Annotated in this window: 21 protein-coding genes; 13 read left to right on the top strand and 8 right to left on the bottom strand. The window is 33.5% G+C overall.

Annotated elements, in window-relative coordinates; all coding sequences use genetic code 11:
- Positions 1–26 precede the first annotated feature (26 nt).
- Positions 27–683: an alpha/beta hydrolase gene (locus ACFQ1Q_RS13310; RefSeq protein WP_386132454.1), complete on the bottom strand. Its 657-nt coding sequence runs from the start codon at positions 681–683 to the stop codon at positions 27–29.
- A 182-nt stretch (positions 684–865) separates the two neighbouring features.
- Here ACFQ1Q_RS13310 and ACFQ1Q_RS13305 point away from each other — a divergent pair, with 182 nt between their 5' ends.
- The gene (locus ACFQ1Q_RS13305) at positions 866–1,165 is read left to right on the top strand and encodes an N-acetyltransferase (RefSeq protein ID WP_386132452.1); all 300 of its coding nucleotides are present in this window, start codon (positions 866–868) and stop codon (positions 1,163–1,165) included.
- A gap of 71 nt (positions 1,166–1,236) precedes the next feature.
- On the opposite strand, the gene ACFQ1Q_RS13300 is transcribed toward ACFQ1Q_RS13305, so the two are convergent.
- Both ACFQ1Q_RS13300 and mtaB read right to left on the bottom strand, forming a co-directional pair.
- Entirely contained in the window at positions 1,237–1,722 is a 486-nt protein-coding gene (locus tag ACFQ1Q_RS13300) for a hypothetical protein (protein WP_386132449.1), read from the bottom strand.
- 31 nt (positions 1,723–1,753) lie between these two features.
- Complete coding sequence (gene mtaB / locus ACFQ1Q_RS13295; RefSeq protein WP_386132446.1) at positions 1,754–3,067, bottom strand: tRNA (N(6)-L-threonylcarbamoyladenosine(37)-C(2))-methylthiotransferase MtaB; 1,314 nt, start codon at positions 3,065–3,067, stop codon at positions 1,754–1,756.
- 129 nt (positions 3,068–3,196) lie between these two features.
- On the opposite strand from mtaB, the gene ACFQ1Q_RS13290 reads away from it, so the two are divergent.
- On the top strand, positions 3,197–4,825 hold the full coding sequence (locus ACFQ1Q_RS13290) for an ABC transporter substrate-binding protein (protein WP_386132443.1): 1,629 nt from the start codon (positions 3,197–3,199) through the stop codon (positions 4,823–4,825).
- On the opposite strand, the gene ACFQ1Q_RS13285 is transcribed toward ACFQ1Q_RS13290, so the two are convergent.
- From ACFQ1Q_RS13285 to ACFQ1Q_RS13270, 4 genes are all read right to left on the bottom strand, one after another.
- Complete coding sequence (locus tag ACFQ1Q_RS13285) at positions 4,779–5,681, bottom strand: hypothetical protein (protein WP_386132440.1); 903 nt, start codon at positions 5,679–5,681, stop codon at positions 4,779–4,781. The two genes, ACFQ1Q_RS13290 and ACFQ1Q_RS13285, sit on opposite strands and share 47 nt — an antisense overlap.
- Positions 5,682–5,776: 95 nt before the next feature.
- Positions 5,777–6,130, bottom strand: a complete 354-nt coding sequence (locus ACFQ1Q_RS13280; RefSeq protein ID WP_386132438.1) for a hypothetical protein — start codon at positions 6,128–6,130, stop codon at positions 5,777–5,779.
- Between the two features lie 2 nt (positions 6,131–6,132).
- Positions 6,133–7,308: a GlmU family protein gene (locus ACFQ1Q_RS13275; RefSeq protein WP_386132435.1), complete on the bottom strand. Its 1,176-nt coding sequence runs from the start codon at positions 7,306–7,308 to the stop codon at positions 6,133–6,135.
- 219 nt (positions 7,309–7,527) lie between these two features.
- A complete protein-coding gene (locus tag ACFQ1Q_RS13270) occupies positions 7,528–7,779 on the bottom strand; it encodes a type B 50S ribosomal protein L31 (protein ID WP_386132433.1) in 252 nt (83 codons plus the stop codon).
- 217 nt (positions 7,780–7,996) lie between these two features.
- On the opposite strand from ACFQ1Q_RS13270, the gene ACFQ1Q_RS13265 reads away from it, so the two are divergent.
- The 7 genes from ACFQ1Q_RS13265 to ACFQ1Q_RS13235 all read left to right on the top strand — a co-directional run bounded on the left by ACFQ1Q_RS13265 (position 7,997) and on the right by ACFQ1Q_RS13235 (position 14,864).
- The gene (locus tag ACFQ1Q_RS13265; RefSeq protein ID WP_386132430.1) at positions 7,997–8,527 is read left to right on the top strand and encodes a DUF4199 domain-containing protein; all 531 of its coding nucleotides are present in this window, start codon (positions 7,997–7,999) and stop codon (positions 8,525–8,527) included.
- A 43-nt stretch (positions 8,528–8,570) separates the two neighbouring features.
- Complete coding sequence (locus ACFQ1Q_RS13260) at positions 8,571–9,521, top strand: glycosyltransferase family 2 protein (protein ID WP_386132428.1); 951 nt, start codon at positions 8,571–8,573, stop codon at positions 9,519–9,521.
- Between the two features lie 65 nt (positions 9,522–9,586).
- Positions 9,587–11,314, top strand: coding sequence for a phospho-sugar mutase (locus tag ACFQ1Q_RS13255; RefSeq protein WP_386132425.1), 1,728 nt, complete (start codon positions 9,587–9,589; stop codon positions 11,312–11,314).
- Positions 11,315–13,138 (top strand): ABC transporter ATP-binding protein, encoded by a 1,824-nt coding sequence (locus tag ACFQ1Q_RS13250; protein ID WP_386132423.1) that lies wholly within the window; start codon positions 11,315–11,317, stop codon positions 13,136–13,138.
- 160 nt (positions 13,139–13,298) lie between these two features.
- A complete protein-coding gene (locus ACFQ1Q_RS13245; RefSeq protein ID WP_386132420.1) occupies positions 13,299–13,841 on the top strand; it encodes an RNA polymerase sigma factor in 543 nt (180 codons plus the stop codon).
- A 53-nt stretch (positions 13,842–13,894) separates the two neighbouring features.
- Positions 13,895–14,398 carry a hypothetical protein gene (locus ACFQ1Q_RS13240; RefSeq protein ID WP_386132417.1) on the top strand — a complete coding sequence of 168 codons (504 nt, stop codon included), beginning with the start codon at positions 13,895–13,897 and terminating at the stop codon, positions 14,396–14,398.
- Between the two features lie 10 nt (positions 14,399–14,408).
- Positions 14,409–14,864 (top strand): sensor of ECF-type sigma factor, encoded by a 456-nt coding sequence (locus ACFQ1Q_RS13235; protein ID WP_386132414.1) that lies wholly within the window; start codon positions 14,409–14,411, stop codon positions 14,862–14,864.
- A gap of 41 nt (positions 14,865–14,905) precedes the next feature.
- On the opposite strand, the gene ACFQ1Q_RS13230 is transcribed toward ACFQ1Q_RS13235, so the two are convergent.
- The gene (locus tag ACFQ1Q_RS13230; protein WP_386132412.1) at positions 14,906–15,958 is read right to left on the bottom strand and encodes a WD40/YVTN/BNR-like repeat-containing protein; all 1,053 of its coding nucleotides are present in this window, start codon (positions 15,956–15,958) and stop codon (positions 14,906–14,908) included.
- 148 nt (positions 15,959–16,106) lie between these two features.
- Here ACFQ1Q_RS13230 and ACFQ1Q_RS13225 point away from each other — a divergent pair, with 148 nt between their 5' ends.
- The 4 genes from ACFQ1Q_RS13225 to purL all read left to right on the top strand — a co-directional run bounded on the left by ACFQ1Q_RS13225 (position 16,107) and on the right by purL (position 23,822).
- Positions 16,107–17,318, top strand: coding sequence for an RsmB/NOP family class I SAM-dependent RNA methyltransferase (locus tag ACFQ1Q_RS13225; RefSeq protein WP_386132409.1), 1,212 nt, complete (start codon positions 16,107–16,109; stop codon positions 17,316–17,318).
- A gap of 11 nt (positions 17,319–17,329) precedes the next feature.
- Complete coding sequence (locus ACFQ1Q_RS13220) at positions 17,330–19,204, top strand: endonuclease (RefSeq protein ID WP_386132406.1); 1,875 nt, start codon at positions 17,330–17,332, stop codon at positions 19,202–19,204.
- Between the two features lie 313 nt (positions 19,205–19,517).
- Complete coding sequence (locus tag ACFQ1Q_RS13215) at positions 19,518–20,006, top strand: hypothetical protein (RefSeq protein ID WP_386132403.1); 489 nt, start codon at positions 19,518–19,520, stop codon at positions 20,004–20,006.
- A 111-nt stretch (positions 20,007–20,117) separates the two neighbouring features.
- A complete protein-coding gene (gene purL, locus ACFQ1Q_RS13210) occupies positions 20,118–23,822 on the top strand; it encodes a phosphoribosylformylglycinamidine synthase (protein WP_386132400.1) in 3,705 nt (1,234 codons plus the stop codon).
- The last annotated feature ends 68 nt before the right edge of the window (positions 23,823–23,890 follow it).

Genomic DNA, 23,890 nt, shown 5'->3' with positions numbered 1-23,890 from the left:
AAATGTAGAAAATAAACCGCTAGTTGTCAAGCGGTTTCCAAAATAAGTTTTGGTAAATTTTCGTTAAACCATTTGTACTTATTTATTATCATAATATGTGTGCCACCTTTAATTATTATGCAATCACCTTGGCAAGAATGAGGAAAAACTATATCCTTGTCTCCATGTATGTAAATAGCGTCTTTGTTTGGTTGTTCTTGCTCCCAACATACCACTTGTTTAATGGCCCAATCCAAGTAAGATTTATCACTTACTGAAAGGTATTTTTGATAAAGTGCAACACGTTTTTTAACAGCTTCACCAAACGAGAATTTTGCCAACACATCTATATTACTGACTAATCGTGTCGGTAAAATATTATAAGCCTTAGTGTACTTTAATAGTTTTAATCTTTTTGGCAATTCGTGATGAGATTTTACACTAGAGACTACAAATAATTTTTTCAGCTTTAGGTACTTACTCATTTCTTGTACTAAAATTCCCCCAAAAGATACACCAAGCAAAACCACATTATCATGTTTTATATCTTCAATCATTCGTTTGGCATAATCCGTTAAAGATTCTCTTTTTTTAGGCATTTTCCACTCTAACCAGTGCAATTGAAATTGGTCTTCTGGCAATTTAATATTCTCAAAAATCGAAGGATTAGCCGCCATTCCTGGCATTAAATAAACATGTATCATATTTTGAACTTTTAACAATAAAAAGCTTAAAAATAAAGGAATAACAAGTAATTAAAACGTCTAAAATTCAGCATTTTAACACAAAAAACCCTTAAGTTTACTATATTTTTTGTACATTTGCACAAATCTATTGAAAAAATAGAATCCTTTCTAGCCAACCCTAATTTATTAACAAAAAGATTATGACAGAGACTGCTGAGTTAATTGACAATGAATTTTTACGTCAATTTGAATTAAAGGTTGAAGACGAGATGGCAATTGTTGAGTATTCGTTACAAGAACGCAAGATTTTTTTAACTAAAATGATTATTCCAGAAACCATTAGATCAAAAGAGTTTGAATTAGAGTTTGTGGATATGGTATTTAGCAATATCAAAGAACGCGAAAATTTAAGCGTGGTTCCAACAAGTCCTGAAATTGCAAAATTTGTAAAATCTAACCGAAAGTACAAACGCATGTTACCAGTTGGTATCAGAATTTAAAGTCTAAACAAAAACTATAAAAAAACCGCTAAATTTCTTTAGCGGTTTTTTTATGTCGTTTTATTATTGTCCTACTTTTTCTTATATACCAACGTCAAATTCTTAGTCTCTGAAACTTTAGAATAATCAGAGTTAAATACATTTACTGCTCCTTCAAAAACACGTATTAAATTTCCATCTACAAGCTTATAATTACCGCCAATATCTAGATAGAGTTTGTTATCGTCTAATGTAAATTGATTACTAAAACCTATGCTTCCTTCATTGCACGTTTCTGAAATTTCATAACCAGTAGCGGTTTTTGAGATATTAACAGTAGGATTAAACGTTTTATTAGACTTTAAAATACCATTTGTACTAATTGTTAGAACCTCATTGTTCTTACAATTGGTCTCTTCAATTAGATTTGTTGAAAATTGTCCGTCATTATTTAAATCCATTGGCAAATCAACACTCCAAGATACTAATTGCCACTGACCAAATAATGTGTTATCCTTTTGAGAAAACAAAAAGCTGTGAAAAAAAACAGCTACTATGATAAGATACAGACTTCGCATTTAATTTTATACTGTAAAAGTTAGAGCGAATTTAATCTAAAAAAATAAACCTGACCAAACCATCATCGTCAATTTCTGTAAGTTCAACAAAATGAATTGTGTTTACCAATTCAGGATTCCATGGTGTTTTAACCTTTACGTAATTTTCTGTAAAGCCGTGTATGTATCCTTCTTTATTTTCGCTTTCAAATAAAACATTGCGTTTTGTATGTAATTGAGATTCATAAAAGGCACGGCGTTTCTTAGCTGACAAACCTCTTAACATTTTGCTTCGTTTTGCTCTCTTATTTTTGGGCACGACGCCATCAAAATTTGAAGCTTCTGTATTATCTCTTTCAGAATATGTAAAAACGTGTAAGTAAGAAATATCTAATTCGCTTAAATAATTATAAGTTTCTAAAAACAACTCATCAGTTTCGCCTGAAAAACCAACAATTACATCTACGCCAATACAAGCATGTGGCATGACTTCTTTTATTTTTGAAACCCTATCTGTATACAATTCTCGCATGTAGCGTCGCTTCATTTTCTTCAACAACGCATTGCTCCCACTCTGCAATGGCACATGAAAATGAGGTACAAATGCTCTTGATTTCGAGACCAAATCTATGGTTTCGTTTTTTAGCAAATTTGGTTCTATTGAAGAAATTCGTAGTCGTTCAATACCTTCAACCCTATCAAGTTCTGATACTAAATCTAAAAAGGTATGCTCGTGCTTTTTATTACCGAACTCACCTTTACCGTAATCACCAATATTAACTCCCGTTAAAACAATTTCCTTTATTCCTTTTTCTGAAATTTCCTTAGCATTTTTAAGCACATTTTGCATGGTATCGCTTCGCGAAATTCCTCTAGCTAAAGGAATTGTGCAATAGGTACATTTATAATCACAACCATCTTGAACCTTTAAAAATGCGCGGGTTCTATCGCCAATAGAATAACTACCTACGTAAAAATCGGCTTCCTCAATTTCGCAAGAGTGAACTTCTCCAAAATCATTTTTAGATAAGTCATTAATGTAATCTGTAATTTTAAATTTTTCTGTAGCACCAAGCACCAAATCCACACCATCAACAGCTGCTAATTCTTCTGGTTTTAATTGCGCGTAGCAACCGACAGCAGCCACAAATGCATCAGGATTTACCTTTTGAGCTTGCTTAACAATAGTTTTAAAACGTTTGTCTGCATTTTCGGTAACAGAACAGGTATTAATCACATAAATATCTGCAGGCTCTTTAAAATCGACACGGTCAAAACCTTCATCATTAAAGTTTCGGGCAATGGTCGATGTCTCAGAAAAATTAAGCTTACAGCCTAAGGTGTAAAATGCAACTTTTTTATTCATATTGCTTGAAGGAACTTCACTAAGCTCAAAAACTTGATTATATTTACTTTGAATATTATAAGTCTGCAAATTTAAGTAATTGAAATGCGTTCTGCAACGCCTCGAAGCATCTAAAAAATTTAAGCTTTTATGACCAAATCAACTTACATTTTTAAAAGTTCACTACTCAAATTATGTCTTATAATTCTTAGTTCATTTATCTCCTGTACCGAAAACGAAAATTCCGGAAAAGACCATCTCGTTTTTAAATATAACGAACATCGAAACATTAGCTCATTAGACCCAGCATTTGCAAAGGACTTGGCAGACATTTGGGCGTCTAATCAACTGTTTAATGGTTTGGTGCAAATGGATAATAATTTGAACGTTCAGCCAGCAATTGCTGATAGTTGGAAAATTACAGATAGTGCCAAGACTTACGTATTCAATCTTAAAACTGATGTCTTTTTTCACAAACATGATAAATTTAAAGATTCTACTCGGACTGTTGTTGCTTCAGATTTTGTCTATAGTTTCAATCGGTTGAAAGACGAAAAAATTGCTTCGCCTGGAAGTTGGGTTTTAGGAAAAGTGGATAAATTTTATGCTGAAAATGATTCCACATTTGTAATCAAATTAAAACAATCATTTCCAGCATTTTTGGGATTGTTGACCATGAAATATTGCTCGGTTGTTCCTAAGGAGATTGTTGAGTTTTACGGAACTGATTTTAGGTCGAATCCTATTGGAACTGGTCCATTTAAATTTAAACGCTGGGAAGAAAATATTAAACTCGTTCTTAGACGAAACCAAAACTATTTTGAAAATGATAAAGACGGAAAACAGATACCTTATTTAGAAGCTGTAAACGTTACATTTTTACCAGATAAGCAGAGTGAATTTCTCCAGTTTGCTCAAGGCAACATCGATTTTGTTTCGGGATTAGACGCATCTTATAAAGATGAAATTTTAACGGCGCAAGGCGAATTAAAACTAAATTATAAAACAGACGTTAACATGATTCGCGGTCCTTACTTAAATACCGAGTATCTTGGTTTTTATATGGAAAGTGATATCGAAGAGGTACAATCTGAAAAAATAAGACAGGCCATTAATTTAGGATTTGACCGAAAAAAAATGATTACGTATCTCAGAAATGGTATTGGCGTACCTGCAAATGGTGGTTTTATACCTAAAGGATTGCCTGGTTATAATGCCAAAATTGGATACTCTTACAATCCTGAAAAAGCTTCAGAATTAATTCAATCTTTTAAATCTGAAACAGGAAATACAAACCCAAAGGTGACATTAACAACCACAAGTAATTATTTAAGTTTTTGCGAATATCTTCAGCGTGAGCTTCAAAAAATAGGATTAAATATCGCTATCGATGTAATACCTGCTTCAAGTTTAAAAGACTTAAAAGCCAACGGTCAGCTCGATTTTTTTCGTGCTAGCTGGATTGCAGATTATCCAGATGCTGAAAATTATTTGTCGCTTTACTACAGCAAAAATTTTGTGCCAAACGGTCCAAATTATACGCATTTTGAAAGCCAAGAATTTGATAAATTATATGAAGAATCCTATTTGGAAACTGACGAAAGGAAACGCTCTAATTTATACACAAAAATGGACAGCTTAGTTATGAAATCAGCGCCGATTATTCCTTTGTTTTATGATGAGGTTATTAGATTTACTCGTAAAGAAGTTAATAACTTAGGGATTAATGCAACTAATCAGCTAGATTTAAAACAGGTTTGGAAGACTGAAAACCAGTAAAAAAATAAATGTCATCATCACCTTTTCCGCCACGACGACGCGATGTAAAAAATCCGCGATTACAATCTTCCATCAAATAAAAAGAAAAATCCTCACCAATACTATTTATAGGCTCTGGTAAAAGAACTGGTTTTTGGCTTGTGTCGGTATTTTCTAAATCAAAACTATAAATATCGTAACCACCATTACCACCATCACGATTAGAAGAAAAATACATTTTGTTTTCGTGAGAAACAAAAGGAAACAATTCTGTCCTTGTAGAATTTATTTCATCTCCTAAACGTTCTGGGTCGCCATAATTTTTATGTCCAAAAATTGAAACTTTGAAGATATCTGTTCGGCCTTTAGCTCCTTTATAATTTGAAACAAAATATAATGTTTTCTCATCTGGACTTAATGTAGGATGTGCAAAACTGTATTCTTTATCTAAAAAAGGCAATTCAATTTCATTTGTCCAACCTTTACCCTCAACATATTCTGCACGATGTATTTGCAGGTTAAATGTATTATACTCTTTACGTCTGTTTTCGCCAATTTCATCAGAGTTTGTGGTAAAATACATATAGCGTCCATCTTTTGTAAAAGTTGCAACAGACATATTGGTAAAACCCAATTTGGTACGACTTACAGGTTCTACATTACTAATTTCGCCTTGCGTATCTACATTTGCCTTGTTCAAAGTATAAACATATGTATTCATTCGAGTTTTTATAGGCTTACCTCTATGATTAAGTTTGTTTTGACTAAAATAGATTTTGCCATTGCTCATAACAGGCGCAAAATGATTAAGCCCATTATTAATCTTTACATTTTTTACTTTAAGATTTTGCGCACTCACAGAAAATGCCAAAAACATTGCAAATAAAAGGTTTGAGAAGTAAATAATTTTTAGTTTAGTTATTTTAAATTTTAGGGGAAGAATTCTCATAACTCGTTATATTATATTCTAATCTATTCTTCTTCTTGGTCAATTGGAGAAACGCCATAAACCTTAGTTTTATTTTGCTCTCTAATTAAATTTCGGCGGTATTCTTCCTCCCAATTCGGTTTCAAAATTTTATAAAAAATATAGGTTACTAATAAACCAACTGGGATTGTGGCGTAACCAACCAATTTTGCTTTTTCGTCTGTTATTTCCGTATCTGTCAAACCCATAATAAGTCCAACCATTCCGCCAGCTAACATGGTTCCGATATAATACGAAGCGACACCCAATATTCCGAAAAGCCATTTATTTTTTTCAAATTTTTCCGCTAATCTGTAAAACTCTCTTCCGATGAGAAATATTAATAAAAAACCTAACATATTTACTCTCTTCTAAAAGTTTTAGATAGCTCAAATACATGTTCTAAAATAGCTTTATCTGTTTCAGAAAATTTTAAGCTACGACGATTCATAACAACGTCAGCAACCTCAAACGCTTTACTCGTTTTGTAAGTAACAAAACCCTTACTTCCGCCCCAAGAAAAACTTGGCACAAAATTGCGTGGAAATCCGCTACCAAATATATTAGAACTTACGCCTACTACAGTGCCTGTATTAAACATCGTATTAATTCCACATTTGCTATGATCACCCATCATTAAGCCACAAAATTGTAAGCCTGTTTTAGCAAATCCTTGGGTTTTATAATCCCAAAGTCGAACTTCGGCATAATTATTTTTTAAATTACTATTATTAGAATCTGCACCTATATTACACCATTCACCTAAAACAGAATTTCCTAAAAAGCCATCATGACCTTTGTTAGAATAGCCAAAAATGACCGAATTGTTAACTTCGCCTCCAACTTTACTGTGTGGACCAATGGTTGTTGCACCATAAATTTTAGCGCCCAATTTTAAGGTTGAATGATGACACAAAACAAAAGGTCCACGTACCAAACTGCCTTCCATTACTTCAGCATCTCTACCTATATAAATTGGTCCTGAACTTGCATTTAAAGATGAAAAATTAACCGTTGCTCCTTTCTCAATAAATATATTTTCAGGATTTACGGCATTAACAGAAGGTGGAATTGGCTCAGAAATTTTGTCTTTTGTAATGAGTTGAAAGTCTTCGGCAATAGCTTCGGCATTTTTTGAAAATATGTCCCAAGTGTTTTCAATTTTAAGAATTGGGTTTTGAAATTCAATCGCTTCAAAATCATCAAAACCATCATGCTCTGCTTCTTCTTCAACACAAAATGCAATAACATCTTCGCCTTGAAAAATAGCTTGATTTACTTTGAGTTGCTTAACAATTTCTACAATTTCAGCATTTGGAAGATACGACGCATTTATCATTACATTGGTTTCCATTTCTACCATCGGAAACTTTTCAGACAAATAATCTTCTGTAATTGTTGTTGTGGTTAAATCTAAAAATGATTCCCACTTTTCGCGAATGGTTAAAATGCCAATTCGGATATCAGCAACTGGTCGTGTATATGTAAATGGCAGCAGATTATCTCTGTTTGGGCCATCGAATAGAATGTAATTCATTATTTAAAAATTCAAAAAAAATGGACAAACTCTGTCACATTGAGTGCAGTCGAAATGATTTAAACTCAGAAATGCCAAACTTCTCGACTGCATACGAAGAGACAAAATTTTGAATTTGAAAACAAGCAAGTATATATTTTCAAAATCTTCCGAATACTGTAAAAATAAAAAAGCCTTTCTGTTAAAGAAAGGCTTTTAATAAATATCTAATAACTAAGTTTATTTCTTAAACTTAGCATATTTGTTTTTAAACTTATCGATACGTCCAGCAGTATCTACTAACTTAGACTTACCTGTGTAAAAAGGATGAGACGTTCTTGAGATTTCCAATTTAACTAATGGATATTCAGTACCATCAACATCAATTGTTTCGTTTGTATTTGCTGTAGACTTCGTTAAAAATACTTCGTCGTTAGACATGTCTTTAAATGCTACTACTCTATAATTTTCTGGATGTATACCTTTTCTCATCTCTAAATGCTTTAACTATTATTCGAATTTTTCGAGGTGCAAATTTAATTATTTTTTATAAAACTACAATTTTTTTCAATCTTTATTTTTAAAGTTTTTACACTTTTTTAGCCTCGAGTCAAAATTAATCCTATTTTAGAGATTATCTAATTAAAAATGTAACGTTTGTTTATTTTTATATACTAACTAAAAAATCACTAACTAACACATTTACATTATGGAAAAATCATTGAAATCTAATGCATTAAATTTTGGCTTGTATTTAGGAGTTATTCTAGCAGCAATCAATATTATTGTATATGTTATAGACATTAAACTTTACAGTAGTTTGTGGGTTGCAGCTGTTTCAATCGTAACAATTATTACATTAGGAACTATATCGTGTAATTCATCAAAGAAACTTTTGGGTGGATTTATGTCTTTTAAAGAGGCTTTTACTTCTTACTTTATTACTGTTGCAGTAGGTTTGTTTATTAGTACAATAATTTATTTCGTACTATTCAATTTTGTTGACCCAGAATCTGCACAAGTTCTTGCTGAGATGCAAATAGATGGTCAAGTTGAGATGATGGAAAACTTTGGAGCTCCTCAAGAATCAATTGATGAAGCTGTAGCAAAAATGAAAGAAAACAATCCTTTTTCTATAGGTAATCAAATTTTAGGTTATGCCATTTTCCTTACAATTATGAGTTTAATTGGACTTATAGTTGCGGCAATAACAAAACGCAAAGACCCAAATGTAGCTTAATTATTTTCTTTACTTTTGAAGTCTAAACTTTAGACCAAAACACATGAATATATCTATAGTCATTCCGCTTCTTAACGAAGCTGAGTCGCTAACAGAGTTACACGATTGGATTGTATCAGTGATGCAATCCAATTCGTTTTCTTACGAAATTCTGTTTATCGATGACGGCAGTACTGATAATTCATGGCAAGTTATTTCTTCACTATCACAAAAAAACGAGAATGTAAAAGGCATTCGGTTTTTAAAAAACTTTGGAAAATCTCAAGCTTTGCACGCAGGGTTTGCCAAAGCTACCGGAAAAGTTGTAATTACAATGGATGCCGATTTACAAGACAATCCTGAAGAAATTCCAGAACTCTACCAAATGATTACTAAGCAAAATTACGACTTGGTATCTGGCTGGAAGAAGAAACGCTATGACTCTGTAATAGCTAAAAATTTACCATCAAAATTGTTTAATTGGGCAGCAAGACGAACTTCTGGCGTTAAGCTCAATGATTTTAATTGTGGATTAAAAGCCTATAAAAACATCGTTGTAAAAAACATTGATGTTAATGGCGAAATGCACCGTTATATTCCTGTTTTGTCTAAAAATGCAGGTTTTTCTAACATTGGTGAAAAAGTAGTTAAACACCAAGCACGTAAATACGGAAATACCAAATTTGGTATGAATCGATTTATAAACGGTTTTCTCGATTTAATAACCATTTGGTTTTTGTCGCGTTTTGGCAAAAGACCAATGCACTTATTTGGTGCGTTAGGCGTTATCATGTTTTTGGTTGGTTTTGGTTTTGCATTTTATTTGGGAATTGACAAGTTATTTTTTAACCCAACAGGTCGTTTAATTACTGAACGTCCACAATTTTATATTGCACTTTCAACCATGATTATTGGTTCGCAATTTTTTATTGCAGGTTTTTTAGGCGAACTTATTTTACGTTCAAAAAAAGACAACAAACGCTACCTTATAAAAGAGAATATAAATCTCGATTAAATTCGCCTACATCACAACATCATCAAAACCGTAATTTGTACTTTTGCAAACATAATTAATAAGTTATGCTACACATTGAACCAAAAATATTAGACAAAGTCAACGAATGGTTAACCCCAACTTTTGATGCAGATACGCAGGAAAAAGTAAACCATATGATTTCTGGCAACCCAAAAGAACTTAAAGAAAGCTTTTACAAAAATTTAGAGTTTGGTACTGGCGGAATGCGAGGTATAATGGGTGTAGGCAATAATCGTATTAATAAATATACACTTGGTAAAAACACGCAAGGCTTAAGCAATTATCTGAAGCAAAGTTTCCCAAATGAACAAGTAAAAGTGGCAATTGCTTATGATTGTCGTCACAATAGTAAAACGTTTGGTAAAGTTGTAGCTGATGTTTTTTCTGCAAACGGCATTGAAGTTTTTTTGTTTGAGGATTTACGACCAACACCAGAATTATCTTTCGCACTAAAACATCTTAATTGCCATTGCGGAATTGTGTTAACAGCATCTCACAATCCACCAGAATACAATGGTTATAAAGTATATTGGCAAGATGGTGGACAGTTAGTGCCACCACAAGATGGAGAGATTATTGAAGAAATTAATAGTCTCAATTATTCCGATATCAAGTTTGAAAGTAATGCAGATTTAATTAGATACATAGGTAAAGATGTTGACGATGTTTTTATTGATGCTTCTGTAAAAAATGGAAGTTTTGATACGTCGAAAGAAGCGAAAGCAAATTTAAATATTGTTTTCACGTCGCTTCATGGTACATCAATCACAGCAATTCCTGAAACTTTAAAACGTGCTGGTTATACCAACGTAAATATTGTTGAAAAACAAGCCGAACCAAATGGCGATTTTCCTACGGTTGAATCTCCAAATCCTGAAGAACCTGAGGCTTTAAAAATGGCTACAGATTTGGCCGAAAAAATTAACGCAGATATTGTCATAGGCACTGACCCAGATTGCGATAGATTAGGTATTGCCGTTAGAGACTTAGATGGTAAGATGACACTTTTAAACGGAAATCAAACCATGGTTGTAATGACCGATTTTCTTTTAAAACAATGGAAAAAAGACGATAAATTAAACGGAAATCAATTTATTGGTTCAACTATTGTTTCTACGCCTATGTTGTCTGCTTTGGCTGATGCATATGAAACCGAATTAAAAATTGGACTGACTGGCTTTAAATGGATTGCCAAGATGATTAAAGATTTCCCAGACCTTGATTTTATTGGTGGCGGCGAAGAAAGTTTTGGTTATATGGTTGGTGACTTTGTTCGTGATAAAGATGCGGTCACTTCTACTCTTCTAGCTTGCGAAATTGCGGCACAAGCAAAAGCTAATGGAAGTTCTTTTTATGAGGTGTTAATTCAGCTTTATGTCGAACATGGCTTTTATAAAGAACGTTTAATTTCATTGACCAAAAAAGGAATTGAAGGTTCTGAAGAAATTAAACAAATGATGATTGACGCCAGAGAAAATCCCCTAAAAGAAGTCAATGGCGAGAAAGTAGTTTTAATTGAAGATTACAAATTATCGGTGGCGAAAAACCTTCAAAATAGCGAAGAAACTGTATTAGACGTACCAAAATCTAATGTGCTAATTTATTATACCGAAAATGGAAGTAAAATCGCACTTAGACCAAGTGGTACGGAACCTAAAATAAAATTTTATATCAGCGTAAATACAACGCTTGACAATGTGTCCGATTTTAGCAAAACGGATAAATTGTTGGAATCTAAAATTGATGCTATACTTAAAGACATGAATATTTAGATGAACTATTTCAAGAAAATTTTAAGGTTTGCAAAGCCTTACCGACGATATGCTGTTTTAAATATTATTAGTAATATTTTTTATGCACTTTTCGGAACTTTATCGATGCTTTCATTATTCCCGATGTTAAAGGTTTTATTTGGCAACACCGAACCTTTAAACACAGAACCTATTTGGGAAGGCTTCGGAAAAATAACAACTTATGGCGAACAATACCTCAACTATTTTGTAACGCAAAAACGTACTGAAGGTAATGATGACGTGCTCATATTTATGGTTGGTTTAATTGTAACAACCTTTTTATTAAAGAATTTATTTGGCTATTTGGCCATGTTTTTTATCACATTTTTACGAAATGGGGTTTTAAAAGATATCCGAAATGAGTTATATGAAAAAACTGTAAATCTTCCTATTTCATTCTATTCCGAAAAGCGAAAAGGCGATACAATGTCTCGCATTTCAACAGATGTGCTAGAAATTCAGCATTCATTTCTTTCTATTTTAGAATTGATAGTTCGAGAACCATTGATGATTCTATTTACCATTATTTCCATGTTTTTGATAAGCGCAAAGCTTACGATTTTTGTGTTTATTTTTATTCCAGTTAGTGGTTTTTTAATTTCATTAATCGGGAAATCTTTAAAGAAACAGTCGGACAATGTTCAGAGAGAACAAGGCTACTTTCTATCTATTGTAGAAGAAACACTTTCTGGTTTAAAAGTGATAAAAGGATTTAATGCCGAGAAAATTTTCGCAAAACGGTTCGAAGAATCTACTAATCGCTTTTTCAAATTTTCAAATAGTTTATTAAATCGTCAAAACCTTGCAGGGCCAACAAGTGAATTTCTTGGTATTGCTACAATCGCTGTATTGCTTTGGTATGGCGGACAAATGGTACTTAGAGATAATGCACTCGACCCTGGTTTGTTTCTGGTTTATATGGGCTTAGCCTACAATATTTTAACACCTGCAAAAGCCATAAGTAAAGCAAGTTACAGCGTTAAAAAAGGAAACGCTGCTGCAGAACGTGTACTTGAGATTTTACAGACCGAATCACCATTAAAAGACAAACCAAACGCTAAAACTAAAACAGATTTTACTTCTGAAATTAACATCAATAACATCTCGTTTAAATACGAAGATGATTTAGTTTTAAAGAACTTTTCATTGAACGTTCCAAAAGGAAAAAGTGTGGCACTAGTTGGGCAATCTGGTAGTGGAAAAAGCACTATTGCCAATCTCGTAACGCGTTTTTATGATGTTAATCAAGGTGAAATTAGTATTGATAGCGAGGATATTCGTAAACTTAAAAAATCCTCACTTCGAGGATTAATGGGTTTAGTAACTCAAGATTCAATTCTATTTAATGACACGGTAAAAAACAACATTCTTATTGGTAATGAAAATGCATCTGATGAAGACGTAGTCGAGGCGCTTAAAATAGCCAATGCATGGGAATTTGTTAAAGATTTACCAAACGGAATTGACACCAATATTGGAGATGCTGGTGGAAAATTATCTGGTGGTCAAAAACAACGTTTGAGTATTGCGCGTGCTGTACTTAAAAATCCACCAATAATGATTTTAGATGAAGCCACTTCAGCTTTGGATACAGAAAGTGAACGTTTGGTACAAGTCGCGCTGGAAAACATGATGAAAAACAGGACGTCAATTGTCATTGCTCACCGTTTATCTACCATACAAACAGCAGACCAAATTGTTGTTATGTCTAAAGGCGAAATAGCCGAACAAGGTACACATACTGAGCTTTTAGCTAAAAACGGGGTTTATAAAAAACTAGTAGAAATGCAAAGTTTTGAGTGATTTTAGTATTTAGTGTTCATTATACACTTTTTGCGCTCATTGTAGCTTCGGTTTTAGTTATACCGCTTTTAACTTTTCACTTTAAACTTTACATTTTTTTACAAATAAGAATTAAACCTTTTCTGCTTAACTTAGTCAAAGCTACAAACCCAATCAAAACTTGACGGACGAGTTAGACTTAATTTCAAGGTTAAAAGATAAAGCCACAAAAGACGATGCATTTAGAGAGTTGCTAAAACTCTACAAAGAGCGCTTGTATTGGCATATCCGTAAAATTGTTATTAGTCATGATGATGCGGATGATGTCCTTCAAAACACATTTATAAAAATTTTTAGAAACATTGATAAGTTTAAGGGTGATAGCAAATTGTTTTCTTGGATGTACAGAATTGCAACAAATGAGTCGATTACGCTAATAAATAAAAATGCAAAACGACTTCAAATTTCCAACGAAGAAGTACAAGATAAAGCCATAAATAATTTGGCAGCAGATGTTTATTTTGAAGGAAATGAAATTCAAATAAAACTCCAAAAAGCCATATCCACATTACCCGAAAAGCAGAAATTGGTTTTTAATATGAAATATTTTGACGATTTAAAATATAAAGAAATTGCTGAAATCTTAGAAACAAGCGAAGGTGCATTAAAAACTTCGTACCACATCGCAGTAAAAAAAATTGAAGCTTATCTAACATCAGATTAAACCTTTTAATAAATTATAAGTCAAATAGATACTGAAATTAATTCAGAAAAAAAGTGAAGAACGAAAAATTACATAACATTAAAGAAACTGGTTTTAAAACTCCAGAAGATTACTTTGAGTCTTTTGATGATAAGTTGCTGCAACGTTTAGAAACTAAATCTATCTTAGATAATATTAAAGATGAAGGCTTTAAAACCCCTGAAGGTTACTTTGATACTGTAGAAAATCAAATTTTTCAACTTGCAAAAGCTGAGGATAAAGTTAAAGTTGTCTCTATTTTTAAAAGTAAAAAGTTCTATTACATTACCGGTATTGCAGCTTCGCTCCTATTACTATTTGGAATATTTTTTAATCAATCAAAAACTGAAGAAATATCTGTAGATATGGTAGAAAATTATTTGTTAGAAAGTGATTTAAACTCATATGAATTAGCAGATTTATTAGCAGATGCTAATATTTTGAAAGATGATTTTACTATAATTGAAACCACTTTTGAAGAAGAAAATTTAGAAGATTATTTATTAGAAAACGCTGATATTGAATCTATTTTAGAATAAAAAGAATACAATGAAAAAGATAATTACAATTACACTTCTATTTATTGGTCTCATAAGCTTTGCCCAACCGCAACGTAACGGACAAATGAGAGATAAAATAAAAGCGCAAAAAGTAGCTTTTATTACTGAAAAACTAGAGCTAACTACAGACGAAGCTGAAAAGTTTTGGCCTATCTATAATGCATTTGAGGAATCTACTTACAGAATAAAACGAGAATTTTTCATTCCTATTCGGAAACAAATGCGAAAAAATGCTGATATTTCTGATGCTCAGGCAAACTCTTTTTTAGACGAAGTTATTAAAGGAGAAAACCAAATACATAGAGCAAAACAAAAATTACTTATTGATTTAAAAACTGCAATACCAGCAAGAAAAATTATAAAACTTAAAGGTGTTGAAGACGAATTTAATCGAGAATTGTTGCAGAAACTTCGAGATTACAGAGCTAAACGCAAAAAAAATTAAAATCTTAAAAACCGTAATTATAACTATTAATTGCGATTTTTTTATCGAAAGCTTAATTTAGATATACGCCCTTTTCCAGCAGCGTATGCTATGGAATCATTCAAAAATCTTATTGTATAAAACCCTTCGTCACTAAGATGTTTCCAATTTTCACCTGCATCACTGCTATAATCAATTCCTTTAAAACCAACTGAAACTAATTCTTTTGCATTACTTCCAGGAATATATTGCACGCAACTTCTGTACCCAGGCGACTTAACGTTTCCAACTATTTGCCAAGTTTTGCCACCGTCAGAAGTTCTAATCTTATTGTTTAAGGAGTCGTTAGGTTTAGTATAATCACCGCCAATAGCAAATCCGTTATTGACATCGTAAAAATCTAAAGAATAGATACCGGTTGTTTGTTTGCCTTGAATTATTGGAGTTTCAAACACTTCCCATGTTTCACCTTTGTCTGGTGAATATAATATTCGGCTTGCCATGCCGCCAGTTGCTACCCAGGTTTCATCGCCAACTATGGCAATATTTGTATCACTTGCTGCAAATGCAGCTTCGCCTTTAATGGCTTTTGGTAACACACTACAAGATAATTTTTTCCAAGTTTTACCTGCATCTCTTGTAATGATGATGCTCATACATTCGTCAGTTGGGTCACCTATGGCAATGCCTTCGTTATCGTTCCAAAAATCTATAGAGTCATAAAACGCTTTTTCATTTTCTTCTTTGTAAACCAATTTTAAAGAATCCTTTGTAACTTTATACAAAAGGGTTGGAGATGCAATACTTAATAAAAATCCGCCTTTTTGAGTTAAAGCCATAGAACGAAAATTTGGAACAATACTGTCGTGTTTTAATTGCATCGAAATAGAAGCAATTTCTTCATCCTTAACGACACTATAATCTGCGCTACCTATTTCACCATTAGATGTTGCAAATCCAAATCCTTCACCATCAATTTCTATTGCTCTTACATTAAGGGTAGAATCTTCCAATAACGTTTTAATTTCAACAATAGAAATCTGACGAGATTTCTTAGGCATTTCATTACAGGAAACTATTCCAAAAGTAATAAGTAAAATAAATAGGTAGCGCATAGAGTTTAATTTTCCTCTAAAATAAAAAAGCAACTTCAATATTTATTTTTATTCTTCAACAAATCAACAATAAATCTTAACTTTGCGCGCTGTTTTAAGTTGAAAGAAAGAGAATTCAAACTTTACTTAAAACATTGAAAATAAAACTATGCGACTACACAGAAATTTATGCTTTGCGGTGATTGACGGACTTCATCTCATCTTTAATGAAGGCGAATATGCTGACAAAGTGGTACAACAACTTTTAAAAAGAGATAAACGTTGGGGAAGTCGCGATCGAGGATTTGTTGCAGAAACGGTTTACCAAATAGTAAGATACAAACGACTTTATGCTGAAATTGCGGATGTCAAAGAACCTTTTGACCGTGATAATTTATGGCGAATTTTTGCCGTTTGGGCAACTTTAAAAGGCATATCATTACCAGACTGGAAATACTTTACAGCCACACCAACTCGTAAAATAAAAGGGCGCTTCGACGAGCTTTCAAAAACTCGAAAATTAAGAGAATCTATACCAGATTGGATGGATGAACTTGGGCTTAAAGAGTTGGGAGAAAACCAATGGACAAAAGAAATAGCAAAGCAGAATGAACAAGCAGACGTTATTCTTAGAGTCAACACTTTAAAAACTACAAAAAAAGACCTTCAGCTAAAATTAGAATCAGAAGACATAGAAACTGAATTTTTACCAAATCATCCTTCGGCATTAAAATTAAAAGAGCGTGCCAATGTGTTTAAAACTGAAGCTTTTAAAAACGGTTGGTTTGAGGTACAAGATGCTTCATCACAATTAGTTGCAGATTTTTTAGATGTAAAACCAGGCATGAAAGTTGTAGATGTTTGCGCAGGTGCAGGCGGAAAAACATTGCATTTAGCATCGTTGATGGAAAATAAAGGGCAAATTATTGCTATGGATATTTACGAAAGTAAATTAAAAAAGCTTAAAGTAAGAGCAAGACGAAATGGAGTGCATAATATTGAGTTAAAAGCAATTGAAAACTCAAAACCAATTAAAAAATTACACGGTAAAGCAGACCGTTTATTAATTGATGCACCGTGTTCTGGATTGGGTGTCTTAAGACGAAATCCTGATGCAAAGTGGAAGTTGCAACCAGAATTTATTGATAATATCAAGAAAACACAATCTGAAGTTTTAGATCAATATTCAAAAATGGTGAAAAATGGCGGGAAAATGGTTTATGCCACCTGTTCTATTTTACCATCTGAAAATGAAAAACAAGTTGAAGCATTTTTAAAAACAGAGACTGGAAGTGATTTTAAACTTGTTAAAGACAAAAAAATATTAGCTCACAAATCTGGTTTTGACGGATTTTATATGGCTTTATTAGAAAAAAATTAAACCCAATTATTATGAAACAAATTTACCTACTATTTTTATTGGTATCGTCATTTGCGTTTTCGCAAATTCCGTCAAATTATTACGATTCCGCCAGCGGTCTTTCTGGTTTTGCTTTAAAAACAGAATTAAAAAATATCACGTCTAATGGGCATATCGCAAGAGGTTATGACCAACTTTATGATGGCAATGGTATTGCTGGCTCTAACGGTTATGAAGATACGCATACAGATGAAATGGTACCTACAGGAAACAATTATGAAAATGATGGTACCATTTTAGACATGTACTCAGAGAATCCATCTGGCACCGACCCATACAATTATACACACGGTAATATGCAATGTGGTAACCAAAGTGCTGAAGGCGATTGCTATAATAGAGAACATATTGTTCCTCAATCTTCGTTTAATAGTGCGTTTCCAATGCAGAGCGATATTCATCATGTAATACCTACTGACGGACGCGTTAACAATTTTCGAGGGAGTTTGCCTTTTGCAAATGTGGCTACTCCAAATTTTACATCCTTAAACGGTTCACAAAGAGGCTCAAGCGGTGTTGTTGGTTATAGTGGAAATGTTTTTGAGCCAATTGACGAATTTAAAGGAGATATTGCACGTGCACTTCTTTATTTTGCTACACGTTACGAAGATACGGTTAACCAATACACAAGTTTCGACATGTTTAATGGCACTAATGATGAAGTGTTTTTTCCTTGGGCAATAACAACATTACTTGATTGGCATAACAATGTTGATCCTGTTGACGAACGTGAGCGTTTACGTAATGAGCAGGCTTATAATTTTCAGAATAATGCTAATCCTTTTGTAGATCATCCAGAATTTGCTAATATGATTTGGAATCCAAGTACTGATACACAAGCGCCAACAGTACCAACAAATTTGGTAACTTCAAACGCAACAACGTCAACTATAGATTTAAGTTGGACGGCTTCAACTGATAATACCGCAGTAACAACTTATGACGTTTTTGTAGATGGTGTATTTAATGTTACCACAAACTCTGCCACTACGACGTTTACTGTAACTGGTTTATCTGCGAATACAAACTACTCGTTTACGCTTTTAGCAAAAGATGGTTCAGGTAACGCGTCTGCACAAAGTTCTCCCGCAACAGGTATGACGTTGGCTGCAACTACCACAACTAACGAGTTATTTTTCTCGGAATATATTGAAGGTTCAAGTAGTAACAAAGCGCTTGAAATCGCAAATTTTACTGGTGTAGCCATTAATAATCTTTCAGCTTACGAATTACGATTGAGTACAAACGGTAATGCAACTTGGACCAATATTTACAATTTTCCATCAAACGCTTCCATTGCAAATGGTGATGTTTATGTCGTTGCAAATGGTGGCTTAAATGCTACTTGTGCTGCAGAAGCAGACAATAATAATAACGCTATTACAAGCTTTAATGGTAACGACGCAATTGGATTGTTTAAAAATGGTACATTGATTGATATTTTGGGAACGCTAGGTGATAATTCGACTTATGCCCAAAACATGACATTGGTAAGAAAACCAGAAATTGCTGGTGGAACTACCGTTTTTAATCTCAACGATTGGAATCAGTTTGCGCAAAACAACTGCGATGATTTAGGAAGTCATACGCAAACACTAAGTTTAGAAGACAACGAATATGTTTATATCAAGATGTTTCCAAATCCAACAAAAGGTAATGAAATTACAGTTGTTTCAAACAAAAATTTAAGTGTTGAGGTTTTTGATGTTTTAGGTAAAAAAGTAAAAACACAAAACATCACAGCTAATCAGAAGAAACTAAATATATCTGGACTTAAAAAAGGTATTTATTTACTTCGATTACATTCTGAAAGCGGAACGATAACAAAGAAATTAATAAGACAATAAATTGAAAGCGACCAATTTGGTCGCTTTTTTTTATTACAATAGAATAAATTATTTCAAAGAATTTAACTCAATTTCACTATTCGAATTAAGTGAAATAATCTTTAGTAAAGCGCAATCGACGTAAATTAAAAATGAATTGAACTTAAAATTCAATTCCGAAATTTTAGAAAAAAACTCAGATAGAAACAAAAAGCTATATTAATTTGTAGATGTCTAAAAATGTAATTGGAGAGATTAATCATGTTTATTAAAAAAAAGAGATTAAATTAACCATCCTAAGAAATCAGAAATACGAATTAGAAAACGAATTAAAATGAAAAAAACTTTATTACTAGTAATAATTGCAAGTTTCGCCTTAAATAGTTTTGCTCAAAAGACAATTGTCTCAAAAAAATATAAGATTACGTTTACTGTGCCTAATGATTTGGAAAAGTACGATACCGAAGCCGAAACCGTTTTAGGATATGAAAATGCTACTGAAGATATGGCTGTTGACATTGAGGTATTTCCTATGAGTGAATGGTCTGCTGAATATATCAATTCTCAAAAAGTAGCTGCTTTAAAAATAGGTCCATTATTAACATTAAAAAACAGTTACCGAGAAGGTTTTGTATGTCCATTAATTAAGACCTCTTATGCAAAATTAACTTACGACCATAGCGAAGACCCAAAAGTACCTGTTTACGTAGTCGCAATTTTAAATAAGAAAGCTGGACTCGTATACGAAGCAACAATTTATAATTATGATCTTGATGAAGCAGCTGGAAAAAAAGTTGCAGAATCTTTTAAATTATTAGATTAATCATCCTTAATAACTCGTGAATAACTACAAATTTTCAATCTGTATTTTATTGAGTTTATAGTCTAAAATAACCTAAATTTACATCTTTAAAACACAACATAATCTTACGTAATGATTCACTTCTTCGGAAACCAAAACAGTAAAGTATTTGCTGTTCAAGCAACAAAAGAATTATCAACAGAAACGACATCTAAATTGGTGTGGTTATTTGGCGACCAACCTAAAATAGAACAAGCATCAATCGATGCTTTTTTTGTTGGGCCACGTGCAGCCATGATAACTCCTTGGAGTACAAATGCTGTTGAAATCACCCAAAACATGGGTATTAAAGGTATCATCCGAATCGAAGAATTTAAAGCTTCAACCATAGATTTCAAAGATTATGACCCAATGATTTCTGAAAAATTTGAAGGTCTAAATCAGGATATTTTTACCATTGACATTAAACCTGAAGCCATTTTAGACATTGAAGATATTTCAGCATACAACCTCAAAGAAGGTTTGTCTTTAAGTGATGAAGAGGTCACATATTTAGAAAGTGTTTCTAAAAAAATTGGTCGTCCATTGACAGATTCTGAAGTGTTTGGTTTTTCACAAGTAAATTCAGAACACTGTCGACATAAAATCTTCAACGGTACTTTTGTTATCGATGGCGAAGAAAAGCCGATGTCACTCTTTAAGATGATTAAAGAAACATCAAAACAAAACCCGAACGATATCGTTTCGGCATACAAAGATAACGTTGCGTTTATCAAAGGTCCAAAAGTGGAACAATTCGCACCAAAACGTGCAGATATCCCGGATTACTACACTACAAAAGAATTTGATTCTGTAATTTCTTTAAAGGCAGAAACACATAATTTCCCAACAACGGTAGAACCGTTTAACGGTGCTGCAACGGGTTCTGGTGGCGAAATTAGAGATAGACTTGCTGGCGGAAAAGGCTCTTTACCATTAGCCGGAACAGCCGTCTATATGACCTCATATTCTCGCTTAGAAGAAGACCGACCATGGGAACAAAAATTTGAAGCCAGAAAATGGCTCTACCAAACACCCATTGATATTTTAATAAAAGCCTCTAACGGTGCATCAGACTTTGGAAATAAGTTTGGACAACCACTAATTTGTGGTTCAGTATTAACTTTTGAACATAAGGAAGACGCCAACCTTAGCGCAGTCGCAGTTTCTCAACCAAGAAGACTCGGCTACGATAAAGTCATCATGCAAGCTGGCGGAATTGGTTATGGAAAAGCTGACCAAGCCTTAAAAGATACTCCAAAAGAAGGTGATAAGATTGTAATTCTCGGTGGCGAAAATTACCGCATCGGAATGGGCGGCGCTGCTGTTTCTTCAGCAGATACTGGCGAATTCTCAACAGGCATTGAATTAAACGCCGTGCAACGTTCTAACCCAGAAATGCAAAAACGTGCGGCCAATGCTGTTCGTGGAATGGTTGAAAGTGACGAAAACCATATAGTTTCTATCCATGACCATGGTGCTGGTGGACATTTAAACTGTCTGTCTGAATTAGTAGAAGATACTGGTGGAAAAATAGACTTAGATAAATTACCTGTTGGTGACCCAACATTATCTGACAAAGAAATAATCGGTAACGAATCTCAAGAACGCATGGGATTAGTTATTGCCGAAAAACATCTCGACACACTTAATAAAATTGCAGAGCGCGAGCGTTCACCAATTTACGAAGTTGGTGATGTTACTAACGACCATAGATTTACTTTTAAATCCAAAACCAAAGGCAACACACCAATGGATTTAGGGCTTGCAGATATGTTTGGTAGCTCGCCAAAAACGGTGATGACCGACAATACTGTTGACCGTAATTATGGCGGAATTTCATACAATCCTGATGATTTTTACACCTATTTAGACCAAGTGCTTCAACTCGAAGCTGTGGCTTGTAAAGATTGGCTAACTAACAAAGTTGACCGTTGCGTTGGTGGCAAAGTAGCTAAACAACAGTGTGCTGGTCTACTACAATTACCGTTAAATAACCTGGGCGTTATGGCACTTGATTACAACGGAAAAGAAGGTATTGCCACGTCAATTGGCCACTCGCCTATTTCAGGATTAATTAATCCTGTTGCTGGTAGTCGTAATAGTATTACCGAAGCCTTGACTAACATTATTTGGGCACCGCTTAAAGACGGATTAAAAAGTGTTTCGTTATCGGCAAACTGGATGTGGCCTTGTAAAAATGAAGGCGAAGATGCGCGTCTGTATGAAGCTGTTAAAGCAGTTTCTGAATTTTCGATTGACTTAGGAATCAACGTTCCTACAGGAAAAGATTCCTTGTCGATGAAGCAAAAATATCCTGATGGAGATGTTATTTCGCCAGGAACAGTAATTATTTCTGCCGCTGCAAATTGTAATGACATTTCCAATGTGATTGAGCCTGTTTTTCAAAAAGGAAAAGGTGATATTTATTACATCAACATTTCGCAAGATGACTATAAATTAGGCGGAAGTAGTTTTGCGCAAATCAAAAATAAAATTGGTAATACAACGCCAAATGTGCAAAGTGCAGACTATGTGAAAACAGTGTTTAACAACATACAGAAATTAATCAACGATAAGAAAATAGTTGCAGGACACGATGTGGCTTCTGGTGGATTGATTACAACTTTATTAGAACTATGCTTCGCCGACAATAACCTTGGAGCAGAATTAGACATCACGGCGCTTCAACAAAAAGATTCCATAAAAGTACTGTTTGCTGAAAATGCAGGTATAGTTTTTCAAGCTGAAGACAATTCGATAGAGACTATACTTTCAGAAGCAAATATCGATTTTCATAACATCGGGAAAGTCACAGAAAGCGATGTGTTGAGCATCATTAATAAAGATGAAGTTTACACAATGACCGTTTCGCGATTAAGAGATATGTGGTACAAAACGTCGTATTTATTAGACCAAAAACAAACGGCAAACGGTTTGGCAAAAGCAAGATTTGAAAACTATGCAACACAACCTTTAGACTATAAATTTCCTTCAAAATTTAATGGAAAGTTGCCTGTCATTTCGAGCGAAGTTGAGAAATCTCGTCCAAAAGCAGCCATCATTCGTGAAAAAGGAAGCAATTCCGAACGCGAAATGGCAAACGCCATGTATCTTGCAGGTTTTGATGTTAAAGACGTGCATATGACCGATTTAATTTCTGGTCGAGAAACTTTAGAAGATATACAGTTTATTGGTGCCGTTGGTGGTTTTAGTAATTCTGATGTATTAGGTTCTGCAAAAGGTTGGGCAGGTGCTTTTAAGTACAATGAAAAAGCAAATAAGGCATTAAAGAATTTTTTCAAGAGAGAAGATACTTTGTCCGTTGGTATATGTAATGGTTGCCAATTGTGGATGGAATTAGACCTCATTAATCCAGACCATGAAAAACATGGAAAAATGACCTACAATGATTCTGGAAAACACGAAAGTGCCTTTACTTCGGTGAAAATCCAAGAAAACAACTCTGTGATGTTATCGACTTTAGCTGGAACAACTCTAGGTGTTTGGATTTCTCATGGTGAAGGAAAATTCAGCTTACCATATACAGAAGACAAATACGATATTGTTGCTAAATATACTTATGATGCGTATCCGCACAATCCAAATGGGTCAGACTTTAATACCGCAATGATGACAGATAAAACAGGTCGTCATTTGGTAACCATGCCTCATATTGAGCGTTCTACATTTTCTTGGAATTGGGCACATTACCCAAAAGATAGAAATGATAAAGTGTCGCCATGGTTAGAAGCTTTTGTAAATGCGCGTTTGTGGATTGAAAAGCATAATTCTTAAAATATAAATTCAAATTTATTAATCTTTTAGTTTCTACTATTAATTTTCATATTTTCGTAATATTGCGT

It is taken from the genome of Winogradskyella litorisediminis (assembly GCF_042675765.1).
In the GTDB taxonomy this organism is placed as follows: Bacteria; Bacteroidota; Bacteroidia; order Flavobacteriales; family Flavobacteriaceae; genus Winogradskyella; species Winogradskyella litorisediminis.
Note: the sequence above shows the minus strand (reverse complement) of the source record. Positions and strands in the feature narration are given on the sequence as shown.

Bases quoted from the DNA above. Each gene is read 5' to 3' on its own strand.
- purL (WP_386132400.1), top strand. From the start codon at position 20,118: ATGATTCACTTCTTCGGAAACCAAAACAGTAAAGTATTTGCTGTTCAA.
- ACFQ1Q_RS13280 (WP_386132438.1), bottom strand. From the start codon at position 6,130: ATGTTAGGTTTTTTATTAATATTTCTCATCGGAAGAGAGTTTTACAGA.
- ACFQ1Q_RS13270 (WP_386132433.1), bottom strand. From the start codon at position 7,779: ATGAGAAAAGGTATACATCCAGAAAATTATAGAGTAGTAGCATTTAAA.
- ACFQ1Q_RS13310 (WP_386132454.1), bottom strand. From the start codon at position 683: ATGATACATGTTTATTTAATGCCAGGAATGGCGGCTAATCCTTCGATT.
- ACFQ1Q_RS13250 (WP_386132423.1), top strand. From the start codon at position 11,315: ATGAACTATTTCAAGAAAATTTTAAGGTTTGCAAAGCCTTACCGACGA.
- ACFQ1Q_RS13305 (WP_386132452.1), top strand. From the start codon at position 866: ATGACAGAGACTGCTGAGTTAATTGACAATGAATTTTTACGTCAATTT.
- ACFQ1Q_RS13275 (WP_386132435.1), bottom strand. From the start codon at position 7,308: ATGAATTACATTCTATTCGATGGCCCAAACAGAGATAATCTGCTGCCA.
- ACFQ1Q_RS13255 (WP_386132425.1), top strand. From the start codon at position 9,587: ATGCTACACATTGAACCAAAAATATTAGACAAAGTCAACGAATGGTTA.
- ACFQ1Q_RS13225 (WP_386132409.1), top strand. From the start codon at position 16,107: ATGCGACTACACAGAAATTTATGCTTTGCGGTGATTGACGGACTTCAT.
- ACFQ1Q_RS13285 (WP_386132440.1), bottom strand. From the start codon at position 5,681: ATGTTTTTGGCATTTTCTGTGAGTGCGCAAAATCTTAAAGTAAAAAAT.
- ACFQ1Q_RS13260 (WP_386132428.1), top strand. From the start codon at position 8,571: ATGAATATATCTATAGTCATTCCGCTTCTTAACGAAGCTGAGTCGCTA.
- ACFQ1Q_RS13230 (WP_386132412.1), bottom strand. From the start codon at position 15,958: ATGCGCTACCTATTTATTTTACTTATTACTTTTGGAATAGTTTCCTGT.
- ACFQ1Q_RS13290 (WP_386132443.1), top strand. From the start codon at position 3,197: ATGACCAAATCAACTTACATTTTTAAAAGTTCACTACTCAAATTATGT.
- ACFQ1Q_RS13300 (WP_386132449.1), bottom strand. From the start codon at position 1,722: ATGCGAAGTCTGTATCTTATCATAGTAGCTGTTTTTTTTCACAGCTTT.
- ACFQ1Q_RS13265 (WP_386132430.1), top strand. From the start codon at position 7,997: ATGGAAAAATCATTGAAATCTAATGCATTAAATTTTGGCTTGTATTTA.
- ACFQ1Q_RS13220 (WP_386132406.1), top strand. From the start codon at position 17,330: ATGAAACAAATTTACCTACTATTTTTATTGGTATCGTCATTTGCGTTT.
- ACFQ1Q_RS13235 (WP_386132414.1), top strand. From the start codon at position 14,409: ATGAAAAAGATAATTACAATTACACTTCTATTTATTGGTCTCATAAGC.
- ACFQ1Q_RS13215 (WP_386132403.1), top strand. From the start codon at position 19,518: ATGAAAAAAACTTTATTACTAGTAATAATTGCAAGTTTCGCCTTAAAT.
- mtaB (WP_386132446.1), bottom strand. From the start codon at position 3,067: ATGAATAAAAAAGTTGCATTTTACACCTTAGGCTGTAAGCTTAATTTT.